We start from the raw sequence: 15,921 nt of genomic DNA, 5'->3' as shown, positions 1-15,921 counted from the left end.
CCCACATACGTCCCCGGTTGCGGCACCGACATACGTCTGGCCGCCACTCGCCAGAGAGTCGTCCCTGGTCAGAGCCAGACTGATGACCTATTAGCCAGGAACAGGGCGGGCGCCAAAGCGACGCCTGCCCTGTTCCTGGCTGCTGGCTCGATCTGCTCCGCGCCTGTCGTCACGCCGCAACACGCACGTAGATTCATCCCCAACGCGAGCCGCCCGACGTGGATGCGGCTGGAGGGCTTTACGGGTGGGGAACCATGGTCAGAGCTTGGACAGTCCGCGGGGGCCAGTACGGAGAGCGCGAAGAGCAGGCACTCGACGAGGGCGTGGTGATCGCTGGCTGGGAGGAGGTCGGCGATCTGAGCGGCTGCGCGTCGATCGCTGATGTAGGGGATGTGCTGGCTCGGGCCTATCCGGATGAGCTGCCCGGCCGAGTGGACAACTGGAAGCATCAGCTGTGGCGCTTCATCACGATGGACACCGGGGATCTGGTCGTGATGCCCCGGAAGTTTCTCGGCGTTGTCTCCATCGGACGGCTGACCGGCGGATACGAGTACCGGAGCGAGGCCGCCCCCGGCTTCCGGCACACGCGCAAGGTGGAATGGGTGCGCACCCAGGTCGAGCGGGCCGCGATCGGTGGGGACCTCCGTGACAGCATCGGCGCGTTCCTGACCGTGAGCGAGCTGCGCCGCCGTGACGCAGCACACCGTGTCGAGACACTGGCGCAGACCGGTGTCGACCCGGGCTACAAGGGTGCCGTGGAGCCGCCTGCGGACCCCGATGCGCTGAAGCAGGATGTACGCGACGAGGGCACCCGGCAGCTGACCGCCCGGGATCTGATCGGTCTGTGGGGCTGGCAGAGGCGCACTGGTGACGTCATCGACCTCGTCGACCGGGAGCTCGCGGCTCGAGGTCTGCAGGTGGCCCCTCACTTCACGGAAGTCCAGCTCGACGGCCTGGTCACGGTCTCCGCGGAGGAGACCACCCTGACGGGAGAGACAGCTCAAGAACCTTCGGGGACAGACCTTGGTCACACGCCCACAAGGGCCGCGGGCGAGGACCTGAGTCGCCATTGGCGCATCGGCAGCCTCCCCTTCGCCCGCGACGTGGTCACGGTCGGCTTCGACGAGCCGCTCAGCCGCGCCATCACACGCATGGTCCAGGGTGACTTCTCCCAGCTTCCAGTGGTGAACCGGAACAACGTGCTGCGCGGGGTCGTCACTTGGGAGAGCGTCGCGCGAGCCCAGTTGGGGAACCGCGGCGCCACCATAGCCGCAGCCTTGGATCCGCATCCGCTCACCGCTCAGGAGCAGGAGGAGTTGTTCGTCCGCATCGACGACATCCAACGCCACGGCTTCCTCATCGTCACTGACGGCGACAATCTCGTGCTCGGCATTCTCACGGCATCCGACTTGGCGGATCAGCTCAAACTCCGAGTCGAGCCATTCATCCTCCTCGGCGAGGCGGAGCGGCGGCTACGCCGCCTCACCGATCGGCTGCCCGTGGACGAGCTGCCCACGGGTTCGGGAGTACGCAAGACGCGCACCGCGGGCAAGTACCTCACTCTCGGCCAGTACCCGGAAGTCCTCAAGGACGATGCTTGCTGGGCGAGGCTGGCGTGGCCGTACGAGCAAGACGATCTCGTGCGCCGTGTCACCGCCGTCAAGGAGTACCGGAACGAGCTGGCGCATTGGGACATGGACGCCCCGGAGACGAAAACCGAGGCCCTGACGGAGACCAAGCAGCTTCTGAGTCTGCTGAAGCTGATCGACCACGACCCACGGCCCTGACCGGCTGAGGCGCCCTGGGCCGGGCCCGCTGTCAGGCTTCCGGCTCAGGGCTGTCGAGGCCGAGTTCGATCACCGCGAGTGCACGAGTGCGATGTCCTGATCCTGCCAGCCGACGAGGCTGCACTCTCATGGCAGATCCGGATGGCGCCGCGAGGCAATAAGTGCCTGCTGGCCATCGAGTGCAAGTACTACACCGCCAGTCGGGCCAGCATCGGCCACGCGCGTAATTTCGAAGGGTTGCACACCGACCTGCGGACCGCCCGCAACCTGTTCGTCTCCAACACGGGAGCATCGAGCGTGGTCAAGTACCTGTCCGCCCGCAAGCGGGGATACGAGCGGGAGGTCGTACCGGCCAACGTCAACACCGTCGGCTACACACGTGGCCAGATCCGCGAGGCGTTTAAGATCTACCTCGGCGAGACGGCTCCGTCCACGGTGATCTGATTCAGACGCGCACCGCGGCGACCGTCGACAACGTCCACGAACGCCCGATCTCGGGCTCAGCTGCGTGCACGACGATGTCGGCCCACTGCCCCTCCCGGACGTCCACCCGCACCCCAAGCCAGTTCAGCCAGATCCCTATCGACGACTCTGAACCCAAGCCGTTTCGCATCAATGCCAGGAATAACTACTCTCGCCGTAAACATGCCCTCTATATCTCTCACCCGAACGAGGAGTCCTTTCAACAGCCCGGAATTCCCGCAAGGGCAGCGGGCATCGTCTCCGGGGGCAGGGCAGCCAGGGAACGGCGGGAGGCTACATGGAACAGGCCCTCAACAAGCGGCAGCAGGCCGTGCTCGACTGGGTGGGCCAGGGGTGTCCCGACGGAGTCTGGCCGGACAGCACGTACAAGACCAGCGGACAAGCCCTGCAGAACCGAGGGCTCATCAAGGTCACCAAACGCCGCGGGCATTGGAGCGCCCACCTCACCGAGAAGGGGCAGCAGCATCTCATCGACCGCGGCATCCGCCCCGTGGAGCAGAGCACCCGGCCGCCGGAACGGCCCGCTCGAAAGCCGTCACCGCCGCGCCCCGAGCCGTGCCGAAGGCCCTTGCGAACTACGCGGACCAGCTACTCGATGAACTGGCCGTTGCGAACGACCGCTGTCTCATCAAGCCTATCGAATCCGGCCCGCACGCGGTGAATTGGGCGTCACGGGTCAACGCCGCCCGCAAGTCCGGCAAGATCCCCCACACGCAGGAACTCCACGGATACCGCACCCACCGCGGCTACGAGATCAAGCTGGTCGACATCCCTGCCTGGCGCCTCGCGGAACTAACCCCGCTCCCTGTGCCGGCCAGACTCACCAAACCCCATGCCGTCGTGGCCGCCCTCCAAAAGCAGCCGCAGCCCATGGGCCTGACCAAACCCCTCCAGGGCCGAGCCCTGCGCATCATCCAAACCCTCATCGCCGCCACCACAGCCCAAGGCCACAAGGCATCGCTCGGAACCACACAAGGCGCACCCCCGCCCCATCGGCGCCACAAGGCACCACCGCACTTCTCCATCACCACCCAAGGCGAAAGTGTCGGATTCCTCGTCCTCCAAGAACAGGACCGCAGCGAACAGGTCCCCACAGACAAGGAACTCGCCGACGCCAAGAAGTACTCATGGATGCGTATCCCCCGCTTCGACTACACCCCCTCCAGCCGCCTACGCTTCATACTCCGCGGCGGCAGCCCGCACCGCGCAAGCGAATGGGCAGATCTCCCCGACCGGTCTCTGGAAGAACAACTCGCCGAGATCGTGCAGGAGGTCGGACTCCGCGGCGAGGCCGCAGAACGCAAACGCCTTGCAGACCAGCAAGCCAGAGAGGTACAGCAAAAGCGCTGGGAAGCCGCCATGCAGGAAGCCCACGCCGCCTACGCCCACGCCTACCGCGTCAAACACCTCGGAGAACAGGCAGACACCTGGTACCAGGCCAGCCGCCTGGCCGAATACATCGCAGCAGTAAGCGACCACGCCACGTCACTGCCGCCTGGGCAGGATCGGACCGAGATCGAGGCGTGGCTCGCGTTCGCGGACGCTCACCTTCAACACCTCACCGAATCGGTCTCAGCGCCGAAGCTGCCCACGCCGCCGAAACCCAGCGGCGACGACCTCAAGCCTTTCCTCGGTCACTGGAGCCCCTACGGACCCCGCTCCTACTGAGCCGGACCACGGGAAATCACACCGCCACGAGCCGGACCCGCTCGCCGCACAGCTTGGCCATGTCGTCAATATCGGAAGTCAGCATGACCACGGGGCGGTGCTGTCGCAGCGCGGCCTCGGCGACGGCCGCATCGATCGCGTACTTGTGTCCGTGCAACCCGGCATTCATCAGCAACTTCGAGGCAGCCCTCGCCTCCTCATCACCGACCGGGACGACCCGCAGCCCGGAAAGCACCCAGTTCAGGCGGGACTTGTTCGTACGGGCATGGACGGCCTCGACGATGGTGAGCGCACTGATCACGACCTCCATGCCGCGCGAGCGCGCCTCAGCGATCAGAGCCACCACCTGCTCGTCGTCGGCGAGCAGCTTCGAGAGTCCCTCGCTGTCGAGGACCAGAGTCCCCTCATGACTCAACCTGCGGCGGGCCACTCGGCCTCCCCGGCGAACACCTCGTCGAAGACCTGCCGCGCCCGCTGACGAGCCGGCTCGGAGACCGGCCCCTTGCGGCTCTCGTAGTCCGCCAGGTACTCGTCCATGACCTGCCCGCGCAGCTCGCGCTCGACCGCCTCGGCAATGAACGCGGAGAACTCCCTCTTGCCCACCCGCGCCCGGATCGCCTCCGCGGTCCCCTCCGGCAGCGACAAGCTCACCCGCGTCGCTGGCCCTTCCCCGATGCTGTACGTCGCCTCAGCCATGCCCCCGATTGTGTCAAACGAGTAGGAAAAGCGCCACGTCCGCACTACCTTCACAGCTCGGTCAGCGCCCCGCTCGCACAAATCCCAGCACGGGCACCCCATCCCAACACGATCCCAGCACAGTACGGATGACCAGGGATGACGACAGGTGACGAGGGGTCAGCTATCCCAGCACCATCCCAGCACGGGAAAACGCAAAGGGCCCGACCCTGAAGAGTCGGACCCCATATGACCTGCACGTTTGCGAGATCAGTGACGTGGTGATATGTCAGCCGCTACACATTGAACCGGAACTCCACCACATCCCCGTCCTGCATCACATACTCCTTGCCCTCCATGCGCGCCTTGCCCTTCGCGCGGGCCTCGGCGACCGAGCCGACCTCGACCAGGTCCTCGAAGGAGATGACCTCGGCCTTGATGAAGCCCTTCTGGAAGTCGGTGTGGATGACACCGGCCGCCTCGGGGGCCGTCGCGCCCTGGGGGATCGTCCAGGCGCGGGACTCCTTGGGGCCTGCCGTGAGGTAGGTCTGGAGGCCGAGGGTGCGGAAGCCCACGTGGGCGAGGGTGGCGAGGCCGGGCTCTTCCTGGCCTACCGACTGGAGGAGTTCGAGGGCCTCGTCCTCGTCCAGCTCCGCGAGGTCCGACTCCAGCTTCGCGTTGAGGAAGATCGCCTCCGCGGGGGCGACCAGAGCGCTCTGCTCGGCCTTGAACTCGTCGTCCGTCAGCTCGTCCTCGTCCACGTTGAAGACGTAGAGGAAGGGCTTCGTGGTGAGGAGGTGCAGGTCGTGGAGGAGCTCCTCCTTGCCGGAGCCCTGGACGATGCCCTGGGAGAAGAGCGTGTCGCCCTTCTCCAGGATCGCCTGGGCCTCCTCGACCGCCTTCACCTTCGGAGCGACGTCCTTCTTGATGCGCGACTCCTTCTGGAGGCGCGGCAGGACCTTCTCGATGGTCTGGAGGTCGGCGAGGATCAGCTCGGTGTTGATCGTCTCGATGTCGTCCTTGGGCGAGACCTTGCCGTCGACGTGGACGACGTTCTCGTCCTTGAAGGCGCGGATGACCTGGCAGATCGCGTCCGACTCGCGAATGTTCGCGAGGAACTTGTTGCCCAGGCCCTCGCCCTCGCTCGCGCCGCGCACGATGCCCGCGATGTCGACGAAGTCGACCGTCGCCGGGAGGACCTTCTGGGAGCTGAAGATTTCCGCCAGTTTCGTGAGGCGGGGGTCCGGGACACCCACCACGCCGACGTTCGGCTCGATCGTGGCGAACGGGTAGTTGGCCGCCAGCACGTCGTTCTTGGTCAGGGCGTTGAACAGGGTCGACTTGCCGACATTGGGCAGACCGACGATTCCGATCGTGAGCGACACGTTGCGACTTCCCGTACGTGAGGGCTGGGGGTGGACGGCCCGGAGGGCCGTAGCGACCGTGGGGCGATCCCCCAGTCTACGGCGTGCCGTCGCCGCCCCCGCCTGCCCGCCGCCTCCTCTTCGAACGCATGGCCAAGGTCGTCCCAAAGGCGTGTCCCGCGACGGATTCCGCGTGGTACCCCGCCTAGGTTGGTCCAGTGGAGCAACACAGGACGCGTCCCCCTCAGTCCGGCCCCAGGCCCGCCCGGTCCGCCCCCGGCACCACCTCACCGGCCCGGCCGCCCCGCCGGCCCGCCCCGCTGCCACCACAGGGCGGCCCCGCCGTGCCGGGCACGGCGGGGCCGGCCGTTCCCCGCCCGCGCCGTCCCGCCCCGCCGTTCCTCCGGGCCCTGCGCCGGGCGCCGCTGTACCGCGCGCTGCGACGGATGCCGAACCCCCGCCTGACCGGGCTCGGCAGCGGTCTCTTCTGCACGGCGGTGATGTTCCTGCTCGCCTGTCTGCTCCGCCTGGCCGGGGGCGATTACGTCGTCGCGTACGGCGTGCTGTTCCTGCCCGTGGCCGCGCTCACGGCGCTCTGGGTGCGCCCGGCCGACCTGATCACCGCGCCGGTGGGCGTGCCGATCGCCTTCGCGGCCGGCGTGCTGCCCGTCGCCGGGGGTGAGGGCGGCTTCGGCGGCCAGTTCATGGGGCTCGTGACGACGCTCGCCCTGCACGCCGGCTGGCTGTACGGGGGGACGCTCGTCGCCGGGCTCGTCGTGACCGTACGCAAGGCCAGGCTGATGGCGCAGCGGCGGAACGCGCGCCCGCCGCAGCGCCCGGCCCGCGAGGGGCGCGTCCCCGCCGCCTGAGGAGGGGGCCTTCCACAACGCTCGCGCCCCTCCTGGAGGGCCTACGCCTCGGCCGCCGCCATCGCCGCCCCCACGATGCCCGCGTTGTTCTGCAGCTGTGCCGGGACGATCTCCGCGGAGATGCCCTCGATGTGCGGCAGGAACTTGTGCGCCTTGCGGCTCACGCCGCCGCCGATGATGAACAGTTCCGGGGAGAAGAGCATCTCCACGTGCGCGAGGTACTTCTGTACGCGGTGCGCCCAGTGCTCCCAGCTCAGGTCCTCGTCCTCGCGGGCCTTGGAGGAGGCCTTCTTCTCCGCGTCGTGGCCGTGCAGCTCGAGGTGGCCGAGCTCCGTGTTCGGGACGAGGCGGCCGCCGGTGAACAGCGCGCTGCCGATGCCCGTGCCGAGGGTGAGCATGATGACCGTGCCCGTACGGCCGCGGCCCGCGCCGAAGTGCATCTCGGCGACGCCCGCCGCGTCCGCGTCGTTCAGGACGGTGACGGGGACACCGCCGAGCCGCTCCGCGACGAGCTTTCTGATGTCCGTGCCGATCCAGCTCTTGTCCACGTTGGCGGCGGTGCGCGCCACGCCGTTCGTGATCACCCCGGGGAAGGTCGCCCCGACGGCGCCCTTCCAGCCGAAGTGCTCGACGACCTCGCGCACGCCGTCGACCACGGCGTCCGGCGTCGCCGGATGCGGGGTCAGCACCTTGTGCCGCTCTTGTGTCAGGTCTCCACGATCCAGGTCAACGGGAGCGCCCTTGATCCCGGATCCGCCGATGTCCACACCGAAGATCTGCATGGCTCCCACCGTACGGCGCCCGCGCCCTCAGAGCCTGTCTTTCAGCGCTGGGACAGCTCGGCCGCTTCGGCGCGCAGGTCCCTGCGGAGCTCCTTGGGCAGGGAGAAGGTGATGGACTCCTCGGCGGTCTTCACCGTCTCCACGTCTGCGTAACCCCGCTCGGCGAGCCACTCGATGACGCCGTCGACCAGGACGTCGGGCACGGAGGCTCCCGAGGTCAGGCCGACCGTGGTGACGCCCTCCAGCCAGGCCTCGTCGATCTCGTCGGCGTTGTCGACGAGGTGGGAGGCGGCGGCGCCCGCGTCCAGGGCGACCTCGACCATGCGGATGGAGTTCGAGGAATTCTTGGAGCCGACGACGATGACCAGTTCCGCGTCCTCGGCGAGCTTCTTCACCGCGGTCTGGCGGTTCTGCGTGGCGTAGCAGATGTCGTCGCTGGGCGGCGAGAGCAGGTTCGGGAACTTGCCCTTCAGGGCGTCGACCGTCTCCATGGTCTCGTCTACGGAGAGTGTGGTCTGGGAGAGCCAGACGACCTTGTCCGGGTCGCGGACCTCGACGTTCGCGACGTCCTCGGGGCCGTCGACCAGCGTGATGTGGTCGGGCGCCTCACCGGACGTACCGATGACTTCCTCGTGGCCCTCGTGCCCGATCAGGAGGATGTCGTAGTCCTCCTTGGCGAACCGGACCGCTTCCTTGTGGACCTTCGTGACCAGCGGGCACGTCGCGTCGATGGTCGCCAGCTTGCGCTCGGCGGCCTCCGCGTGGACGGTCGGGGCGACGCCGTGCGCCGAGAACATGACGATGGAGCCCTCGGGGACCTCCGCCGTCTGGTCGACGAAGATCGCACCCTTCCTCTCCAGAGTCTGCACCACGTACTTGTTGTGGACGATCTCGTGGCGTACGTAGATCGGGGCCCCGTACTGCTCCAGGGCCTTCTCGACGGCGATCACGGCACGGTCCACGCCCGCGCAGTAGCCACGGGGAGCGGCGAGCAGGACACGGCGGGAGCCAGGCGTAGCAGTCATGCCCACCATCGTAAGGCCGCGTCCAGCGCGTCAAAGATCGCCGGGTTGGGGAGACTGGGGACCTGCGTTGATCCACGCGGCCTTGATCCACGGAGGCACGGAGGCACGATGTCCGGACAGTCCGCCAGTACGGGAGCCCATGCCGAGCCCACGGGGGGCGCCGAGCCCGCACAGGGGGACGGGCTGCGGCGAAGTCTCGGCTTCCGGGACCTCGTGGTCTACGGACTGCTCTTCATCGCACCCATGGCGCCGGTCGGCGTCTTCGGGACGCTCGACGCGAAGTCGCACGGCGCGGTCGCCCTCGTCTATCTGATCGCCACGGTCGCGATGGCGTTCACCGCATTCAGCTACGCCCAGATGGTGCGGGTGGTCCCCCAGGCGGGTTCCGTCTTCGCCTACGCGCGCGCGGGGCTCGGAAAAGGCCCCGGGTTCATCGCCGGGTGGATGGCGATGCTCGACTACCTCCTCATCCCGGCGGTGGCGTACCTCTTCTCCGGGATCGCCATGAACTCGCTGGTGCCGTCGGTGTCCCGGTGGGTGTGGACGGCCCTCGCGGTGCTCATCACGACGGCGCTGAACCTTTGGGGGGTGCGGACGGCGGCGCGGGTGGGCTTCGCGGTGCTCGCGATGGAAGTCGTGGTGCTGCTGGTCTTCGTCGTGGCGGCCGTCGTGGTGCTCATCCGGGACGGGGCGCAGCGGGACTGGCTGTCGCCGCTGACCGGTGACGGTTCGCAGGGGGCGTTCGCGCTGTCGGCGGTGGTGGGAGCGGTGTCGATCGCCGTCCTGTCGTATCTGGGCTTCGACGCGATCGCCTCGTTCGCGGAGGAGGTGACGGGCGGTTCGGCGAAGGTCGCGCGGGCGGTGCTGTTCTGTCTGACGCTCGCGGGCGTGCTGTTCGTCGCCCAGACGTATCTGGTGGCGCTCCTGGAGCCGCTGTCGTCGGCGGAGCTGGCGGCGGAGCCTGGCAAGCAGGGCACGGCCTTCTACGACGCCGTGGACTCGGCCGCCGGGTCGTGGCTGCACGACCTGGTGGCCGTGAGCAAGGCGATCGGCGCGGCCTTCGCGGCGCTCGCCGGGCAGGCCGCGGCGGGGCGGCTCCTCTTCGCGATGGCACGGGACCGGCGACTGCCGAGAGTCCTGTCGAAGACGGACTCCGGGACGCCGCGGATCGCGCTGCTGTGTGCGGCCGTGGTGACGATGGTGGCGGCGGTGTGGGCGGCCCGCAGGGACGACGGCATGGACCACCTGGTGTCGGTGGTGGACATCGGCGCCCTGACGGCGTTCCTGCTGCTGCACGCGAGCGTGGTGGGCTGGTTCGCGGTACGCCACCGCGGCGCCGCCTTCAGCTGGTGGCGGCATCTGCTGGTCCCCGCCCTCGGTGCGGCCATCGTGGTGGCGGTCATCTGGGAGGCGTCGGGCTCGGCGCAGGTGGTGGGGGCGGTTTGGCTGGGGGTGGGCTTGGTTGTGTTGCTGGTGCAGGGGCGGGAACGGGGAGAGGAACGAGCGGGGGGCTGAGGTCGCGTCCCGGGTGCGGGGCTGTTGTGGCTGGTCGCGCAGTTCCCCGCGCCCCTGGGGCGTCTGGCCGGTGCGTCGCCTGTCCCGTGCGGGTCCGTCGTGGTTGCTCGCGCAGTTCCTCGCGCCCCTGAGGCCCCTCGCCTGTGCATCACCTTGTGCGGGTCCGTCGTAGTTGCTCGCGCAGTTCCCCGCGCCCCTTGAGCGGCACCTGGGCCCCGCCCCCGTTCCGTTGAGGGGCGAGCGTCTCGTGTACCCAGGGTTGTCGGTGGGGGCCGTTACGCTCGGTGTATGGCTCTCAACACGTCCGCGGACGCGCCGCTTCCCGTCGGGGAGGTGTCGCGGCTCATCGGTGGGTGGATCGACCGGCTCGGTGCCATCTGGGTCGAGGGGCAGATCACACAGCTGTCCCGCAGACCCGGCGCCGGCGTCGTCTTCATGACGCTGCGCGACCCGTCACACGACATCTCGGTGAGCGTGACCTGCTACCGCCAAGTGTTCGACGCGGTGGCGGACGTCGTCTCCGAGGGCGCCCGCGTCGTCGTCCGCGCCAAGCCGGAATGGTACGAGCGGCGGGGGCAGCTGTCGCTGCGGGCCGCCGAGATAAAGCCGGTCGGCGTCGGTGAACTGCTCGCGCGGATCGAGCAGTTGAAGAAGAGCCTCGGCGCGGAGGGACTCTTCGCGCCCGAGCTCAAACAGACGCTGCCCTTCCTGCCGCAGCTCATCGGCCTGGTGACGGGCCGCGCGTCGGCCGCCGAACGCGACGTCCTGGAGAACGCGAGGCACCGCTGGCCCGCCGTCCGCTTCGAGGTGCGCAACGTCCCCGTCCAGGGGGTGCACGCGGTGCCGCAGGTCGTGCAGGCCGTCAAGGAGCTGGACGCACTCCCCGAGGTCGACGTGATCATCGTGGCGCGGGGCGGCGGCAGCGTGGAGGACCTGCTGCCGTTCTCGGACGAGCAGCTGGTGCGCGCGGTGGCCGCGTGCCGTACGCCGGTGGTCTCCGCGATCGGCCACGAGCCGGACAACCCCCTCCTGGACCACGTGGCGGACCTGCGCGCCTCGACCCCCACCGACGCCGCCAAGAAGGTCGTGCCGGACGTCGGCGAGGAGTACGAGCGCGTGCAGTGGCTCCGCGACCGCGCCCGGCGCAGCATGGACGCCTTCCTGGACCGGGAGGCCCGCGGTCTCGCACACGCTCTGGGCCGCCCCTCCATGGAGCATCCGCACCGCATGGTGGAGGAGCGCGAGGAGCAGGTCTCCGCGCTCGTCGACCGCAGCCGCCGCACGCTCGGGCACCTCCTCGACCGGGCGGGCTCGGAGCTGACGCACACCCACGCGCGTGTGGTGGCCCTCTCCCCCGCCGCGACGCTCCAGAGGGGGTACGCGGTGCTGCAGAAGCCGGACGGCGCGGTCGTGCGGGCGCCCGAGGAGGTGGGCGCGGACGACGAGCTGAGGGCGCGCGTCGCCGAGGGCACCTTCACCGTACGAGCGGTGGGAACCGCACAAAACGATGGCAATGACGAGAATTAGGGTGGGCGCATGACCAGCACAACGGACGAGGCCGCGGGCTCCGCCGACGCTCTCGGTTACGAGCAGGCGCGGGACGAGCTGATCGAGGTGGTGCGCCGCCTGGAGACCGGCGGCACGACCCTGGAGGAGTCGCTCGCCCTGTGGGAGCGCGGCGAGGAGCTGGCGAAGATCTGCCGGCGCTGGCTCGACGGCGCCCGCGCCCGGCTCGACGCGGCCCTGGCGGGCCCGGAGCTGGACGAGGACACCGAGGCCTGAGGAATCAGAGAAACAGCACTGACCCGGGAAACAGCACTGACCTGGAAACAGCACTGACCTGCTATTTGTGAACCGGATCACCCAACTCCAGTTTTGATTGAAAGTTGAACAGCACCGGCGTACTGTCGTTGTGGCGGGCTCGGAAACGGGCCCGGCAGACACACCCCGTACGTCGAAGAAGGTTGATCCATGTCTCTCGCCCTTGACCCCGCCGCCCAGGACCTGCTGTTCCGCGAGGCCCGCACCGCGAACACCTTCACCGACGAGCCGGTCACCGAGGAGCAGGTCCAGGCGATCTACGACCTGGTCAAGTACGGCCCGACCGCCTTCAACCAGTCGCCGCTGCGCGTCACCCTGGTCCGCTCCCCCGAGGCCCGTGAGCGCCTGGTGCAGCACATGGCCGAGGGCAACCGCCCGAAGACGTCGACCGCGCCGCTCGTCGCGATCCTCTCCGCGGACAACGAGTTCCACGAGGAGCTCCCGGCGCTGTTCCCGCACTTCCCGCAGGCCAAGGACGCCTTCTTCTCGGAGCGCCCGGTCCGCGAGCAGGCCGCGCTGGTCAACGCCACGCTGCAGGCCGGGTACTTCATCGTCGGCGTGCGCGCCGCCGGTCTGTCCGCGGGCCCGATGACCGGCTTCGACTTCGCCGGCGTCCAGAAGGAGTTCCTGGACGACGACCACACCCCGCTGATGATCGTCAACATCGGCAAGCCGGGCGAGGACGCCTGGTTCCCGCGCTCCCCGCGCCTGTCCTACGAGGACGTCGTCACCACGGTCTGAGTCACCCCCCGACCGACGCGTGAAGGGCCCCCGGCACACCGCCGGGGGCCCTTCACGCGTACAGGATCAGAACATCACAGGGTCAGGACATCGCAGGGTCCGGACATCGCAGGATCAGGACATCTTCAGCGACTCGGCCATCTTCGTCAGCTGCCCGAAGGACGCCGTGCCCGTGACCACCGTCGTCGCGCCCTTCTCACCGGTCACCAGGGCGTCGTACTTGGGGCCCTCGTAGCGCGTCCAGGTGCGGCCGCCGATCTCCGCCGTGGTCTTCGTCCTCGACGCGTCGTGCGTGACCCTCTTGATGAAGGCGGCCGGCTTGGCCGTGGACTGCTCGATCGCGACGTACTGCTCGTCCGGGTCGAGGAAGCCCAGGTGCCAGGAGTCCTGCTCGGCGCCGTTGTACCGCACGGACGTCGCCTTCCACGCCTTGGCCAGGCCCTCGGGCGCGGCGACCGGATAGGCCGCGGCCCGCCGGGCCGTCAGGAGCTCGACGCGGTAGTCGACGCGCTTCACGGAGCTCTTGGACTCGTTGTGCGGGATGAAGAGGTAGATCACGCCCGCGGCGAGCGCGATCACCACCAACGACCACAGCATGTTCTTGACGGTCTGAGTGCCTTGTCTTCCTGCCACGCCCCCCATGGTCTCAGGCGCCGTCCGCACCCCTTCCCCCGGTGTCCGCTCCCCGCTTCCCCCGGTGTCCGCTCCCCGCACGGGCCCGCTCATGCGTGGGCCCCACTGCTCATTTTGTCGGCCTGCGGATAGAGTCGTTCACAATCCCTCATTCGGCTGTCGTCGTATCAGCAGAAAGGTGCGCTCCGATGACCGAGCATCATCTCCCGTCCGAGCTCGAGGTCTCCCCCGAGGCCCCCGACCGCAACCTCGCCCTGGAGCTCGTCCGGGTCACCGAGGCGGCCGCCATGGCCGCGGGCCGCTGGGTGGGCCGCGGCGACAAGAACGGCGCGGACGGCGCCGCGGTCAGGGCCATGCGGACCCTCGTCCACACCGTCTCGATGAACGGCATCGTCGTCATCGGCGAGGGCGAGAAGGACGAAGCCCCGATGCTCTTCAACGGAGAGCGCATCGGTGACGGCACCGGCGCCGAGGTCGACATCGCCGTCGACCCGATCGACGGCACCACGCTGACCGCGAAGGGCCAGCCGAACGCCATCGCCGTGCTGGCCGCCGCCGACCGCGGCGCCATGTTCGACCCGTCCGCCGTGTTCTACATGGACAAGCTGGTCACCGGCCCCGAGGCCGCGGACTACGTGGACATCAACGCGCCCGCCTCGGTCAACATCCGCCGCGTCGCCAAGGCCAAGAACTCCTCGCCCGAGGACGTCACGGTCATGATCCTGGACCGCCCCCGCCACGAGGGCATCGTCAAGGAGATCCGCGAGACAGGCGCCCGCATCAAGTTCATCTCGGACGGCGACGTCGCGGGTTCGGTCATGGCCGTCCGCGAGGGCACCGGCGTCGACCTCCTGATGGGCATCGGCGGCACCCCCGAGGGCATCATCTCGGCCTGCGCGATCAAGTGCCTGGGCGGCGTCATCCAGGGCAAGCTGTGGCCCAAGGACGACGCGGAGCGCCAGCGCGCCATCGACGCGGGACACGACCTGGACCGCACGCTCTCCACGGACGACCTGGTCAAGGGCGACAACGTCTTCTTCGTCGCGACCGGCATCACCGACGGCGAGCTGCTCCAGGGCGTCCGCTACCGCGCGGCCACCGCCTCGACGTCGTCGCTCGTCATGCGCTCCAAGTCGGGCACGATCCGCAAGATCGACTCCGACCACCGGCTCTCGAAGCTGCGCGCCTACAGCGCGATCGACTTCGACCGCGCGAAGTAGGAAATCGCTGAGCAGGAAGTCGCTGAGCAGGAAGTCACTAAGCGGGAAGTAGGGCGTACGCGGCGGGAATTGCGCGGCAGTACGTGCGCGAAGGGGGCGTCCCGTGCGGGGGACGCCCCCTTCGACGTACGTGAGCGGGCTACCCCGCGGCGGCGATGCCCGCCGCGTGAGCCGCTTTCTGCAGCTCCAGGTCGCGCCTGCGGCGGCGGGCCAGGACCACGCGGCGCTCGGCGGCGGTGAGGCCGCCCCACACGCCGTACGGCTCGGGCTGCAGGAGCGCGTGCTCGCGGCACTCGACCATCACGGGACAGCGGGCGCAGACGCGCTTGGCCGCCTCCTCGCGGGAGAGCCTGGCCGCGGTCGGCTCCTTGGACGGGGCGAAGAAGAGTCCGGCCTCGTCGCGGCGGCACACGGCCTCGGTGTGCCATGGGGCGTCATCGTCCCGATCTCGCACGGGCACCCGCTGTCCGGGAACGGCGGCGACCTGCAGAGACTGACGCGACGGTTGCAGCACGGGTCTACTCCTGACGACGGCTTCGCGAGCGAGAGACGATGCAGCAAGCTCTACCCGCTGTGTGCGCGCCTATGCACTGAGTTCCGATGTCCGGAGGTCCGGGTTCCCCGTGGCGGGGCCCGTGTGCCGTCAGCGCCCGAGGTGCTTGCGCAGGTGCCGGTGCAGATCGCGGACGAGCTTGCCCCGCTTGGGCCGTGCCTCGATGCTGCCGAGGACCGCCATCCCGTCCACGTAGACGACGGGGGCGTCCTGGTCCGGGGAGTCGAGCGTGTCCACCTCGAAGCTGCCGAGGACGCCGGCGCCGCTGCCGCGCAGCGACACGTTCTCCGGGACGCGGATCTCGACGGAGCCGAAGATCGCCACGGCCTTGATGACCACCTGGCGCTGCTCGAAGATCGCCTCGCTCAGGTCGATCTCGACGCTGCCGAGGATCGCGTACGCGTGGGTGCGGCGGGCCACCCGCCAGCGGCCCCTGCGCGAGGAGCTGCTGAGCACCGCGACGAGGTTCTCGTCCGCGACCGGCGGGACGACTCCGGGGGACGGCCTGGACGGGGCGGGCTCGGGTGCGCGGTCCCTGGCGGCCGTCCGCGTGTGCGCGGCGGGCAGGTCCCTGATCAGCGGCTCCAGTTCGGCCGTGGTCTTGGCGCTGTAGACCCCGTCGATCCGCTCCGAGTGCTCCTCGGCGGTCAGGCGGCCCTCGGCCAGGGCGTCGCGGAGGATGTCCGCGGTGCGGTCCCGGTCGGCGTCGGAGGCACGGAGCGCTGGGGGCTGCTTTTCGAGGTCCACGGGAGCAGCGTACCCAGACGCGATAGATCGCGACTAGC

The 15,921-nt window shown here is 69.1% G+C and carries 17 protein-coding genes; 9 read left to right on the top strand and 8 right to left on the bottom strand.

Features of this window, described 5'->3' with window-relative positions; all coding sequences use genetic code 11:
* Positions 1 to 326 precede the first annotated feature (326 nt).
* From AB0N81_RS33575 to AB0N81_RS33565, 3 genes are all read left to right on the top strand, one after another.
* Positions 327 to 1,787, top strand: coding sequence for a CBS domain-containing protein (locus tag AB0N81_RS33575; RefSeq protein WP_365365093.1), 1,461 nt, complete (start codon positions 327 to 329; stop codon positions 1,785 to 1,787).
* Between the two features lie 237 nt (positions 1,788 to 2,024).
* Positions 2,025 to 2,231: a hypothetical protein gene (locus AB0N81_RS33570; protein ID WP_365365091.1), complete on the top strand. Its 207-nt coding sequence runs from the start codon at positions 2,025 to 2,027 to the stop codon at positions 2,229 to 2,231.
* A gap of 594 nt (positions 2,232 to 2,825) precedes the next feature.
* Positions 2,826 to 3,938 carry a hypothetical protein gene (locus tag AB0N81_RS33565; protein WP_365365089.1) on the top strand — a complete coding sequence of 371 codons (1,113 nt, stop codon included), beginning with the start codon at positions 2,826 to 2,828 and terminating at the stop codon, positions 3,936 to 3,938.
* Positions 3,939 to 3,954: 16 nt separating this feature from the next.
* Here AB0N81_RS33565 and AB0N81_RS33560 read toward each other — a convergent pair whose 3' ends face one another.
* From AB0N81_RS33560 to ychF, 3 genes are all read right to left on the bottom strand, one after another.
* On the bottom strand, positions 3,955 to 4,368 hold the full coding sequence (locus AB0N81_RS33560; RefSeq protein WP_365365087.1) for a PIN domain-containing protein: 414 nt from the start codon (positions 4,366 to 4,368) through the stop codon (positions 3,955 to 3,957).
* Positions 4,350 to 4,634 carry a hypothetical protein gene (locus AB0N81_RS33555; RefSeq protein WP_365365085.1) on the bottom strand — a complete coding sequence of 95 codons (285 nt, stop codon included), beginning with the start codon at positions 4,632 to 4,634 and terminating at the stop codon, positions 4,350 to 4,352. Before AB0N81_RS33555 ends, AB0N81_RS33560 begins: the two co-directional genes overlap by 19 nt.
* Before the next feature lie 275 nt (positions 4,635 to 4,909).
* Complete coding sequence (gene ychF / locus AB0N81_RS33550; protein ID WP_365365083.1) at positions 4,910 to 5,998, bottom strand: redox-regulated ATPase YchF; 1,089 nt, start codon at positions 5,996 to 5,998, stop codon at positions 4,910 to 4,912.
* 197 nt (positions 5,999 to 6,195) lie between these two features.
* Between ychF and AB0N81_RS33545 the strand changes: the two genes are divergently transcribed.
* A complete protein-coding gene (locus AB0N81_RS33545) occupies positions 6,196 to 6,846 on the top strand; it encodes a DUF6542 domain-containing protein (RefSeq protein WP_365365081.1) in 651 nt (216 codons plus the stop codon).
* A 41-nt stretch (positions 6,847 to 6,887) separates the two neighbouring features.
* On the opposite strand, the gene ppgK is transcribed toward AB0N81_RS33545, so the two are convergent.
* Together ppgK and AB0N81_RS33535 are read right to left on the bottom strand one after the other, a co-directional pair.
* Positions 6,888 to 7,628 (bottom strand): polyphosphate--glucose phosphotransferase, encoded by a 741-nt coding sequence (ppgK, locus tag AB0N81_RS33540; RefSeq protein WP_365365079.1) that lies wholly within the window; start codon positions 7,626 to 7,628, stop codon positions 6,888 to 6,890.
* A gap of 41 nt (positions 7,629 to 7,669) precedes the next feature.
* A complete protein-coding gene (locus tag AB0N81_RS33535) occupies positions 7,670 to 8,662 on the bottom strand; it encodes a 4-hydroxy-3-methylbut-2-enyl diphosphate reductase (RefSeq protein WP_365365077.1) in 993 nt (330 codons plus the stop codon).
* A gap of 99 nt (positions 8,663 to 8,761) precedes the next feature.
* On the opposite strand from AB0N81_RS33535, the gene AB0N81_RS33530 reads away from it, so the two are divergent.
* The 4 genes from AB0N81_RS33530 (at position 8,762) to AB0N81_RS33515 (ending at position 12,730) form a co-directional block, all read left to right on the top strand.
* Entirely contained in the window at positions 8,762 to 10,168 is a 1,407-nt protein-coding gene (locus AB0N81_RS33530) for an APC family permease (protein ID WP_365365075.1), read from the top strand.
* 288 nt (positions 10,169 to 10,456) lie between these two features.
* Entirely contained in the window at positions 10,457 to 11,695 is a 1,239-nt protein-coding gene (gene xseA, locus AB0N81_RS33525; protein ID WP_365365073.1) for an exodeoxyribonuclease VII large subunit, read from the top strand.
* A gap of 9 nt (positions 11,696 to 11,704) precedes the next feature.
* Positions 11,705 to 11,950 (top strand): exodeoxyribonuclease VII small subunit, encoded by a 246-nt coding sequence (locus tag AB0N81_RS33520; protein ID WP_365365071.1) that lies wholly within the window; start codon positions 11,705 to 11,707, stop codon positions 11,948 to 11,950.
* 189 nt (positions 11,951 to 12,139) lie between these two features.
* Entirely contained in the window at positions 12,140 to 12,730 is a 591-nt protein-coding gene (locus AB0N81_RS33515) for a malonic semialdehyde reductase (RefSeq protein ID WP_365365069.1), read from the top strand.
* A gap of 114 nt (positions 12,731 to 12,844) precedes the next feature.
* Here AB0N81_RS33515 and AB0N81_RS33510 read toward each other — a convergent pair whose 3' ends face one another.
* Positions 12,845 to 13,372, bottom strand: coding sequence for a DUF4245 domain-containing protein (locus AB0N81_RS33510; RefSeq protein WP_365365067.1), 528 nt, complete (start codon positions 13,370 to 13,372; stop codon positions 12,845 to 12,847).
* A gap of 179 nt (positions 13,373 to 13,551) precedes the next feature.
* On the opposite strand from AB0N81_RS33510, the gene glpX reads away from it, so the two are divergent.
* Positions 13,552 to 14,583 carry a class II fructose-bisphosphatase gene (gene glpX / locus AB0N81_RS33505; RefSeq protein WP_365365065.1) on the top strand — a complete coding sequence of 344 codons (1,032 nt, stop codon included), beginning with the start codon at positions 13,552 to 13,554 and terminating at the stop codon, positions 14,581 to 14,583.
* A gap of 139 nt (positions 14,584 to 14,722) precedes the next feature.
* Here glpX and AB0N81_RS33500 read toward each other — a convergent pair whose 3' ends face one another.
* Together AB0N81_RS33500 and AB0N81_RS33495 are read right to left on the bottom strand one after the other, a co-directional pair.
* Positions 14,723 to 15,097, bottom strand: coding sequence for a WhiB family transcriptional regulator (locus AB0N81_RS33500; RefSeq protein ID WP_365365063.1), 375 nt, complete (start codon positions 15,095 to 15,097; stop codon positions 14,723 to 14,725).
* Between the two features lie 129 nt (positions 15,098 to 15,226).
* Positions 15,227 to 15,883, bottom strand: coding sequence for a DUF1707 domain-containing protein (locus AB0N81_RS33495; RefSeq protein WP_365365061.1), 657 nt, complete (start codon positions 15,881 to 15,883; stop codon positions 15,227 to 15,229).
* Between the last annotated feature and the right edge of the window lie 38 nt (positions 15,884 to 15,921).

The organism is Streptomyces sp. NPDC093510, from assembly GCF_040683555.1.
In the GTDB taxonomy this organism is placed as follows: domain Bacteria; phylum Actinomycetota; class Actinomycetes; order Streptomycetales; family Streptomycetaceae; genus Streptomyces.
This window is presented reverse-complemented; position numbering and strand designations above follow the sequence as displayed.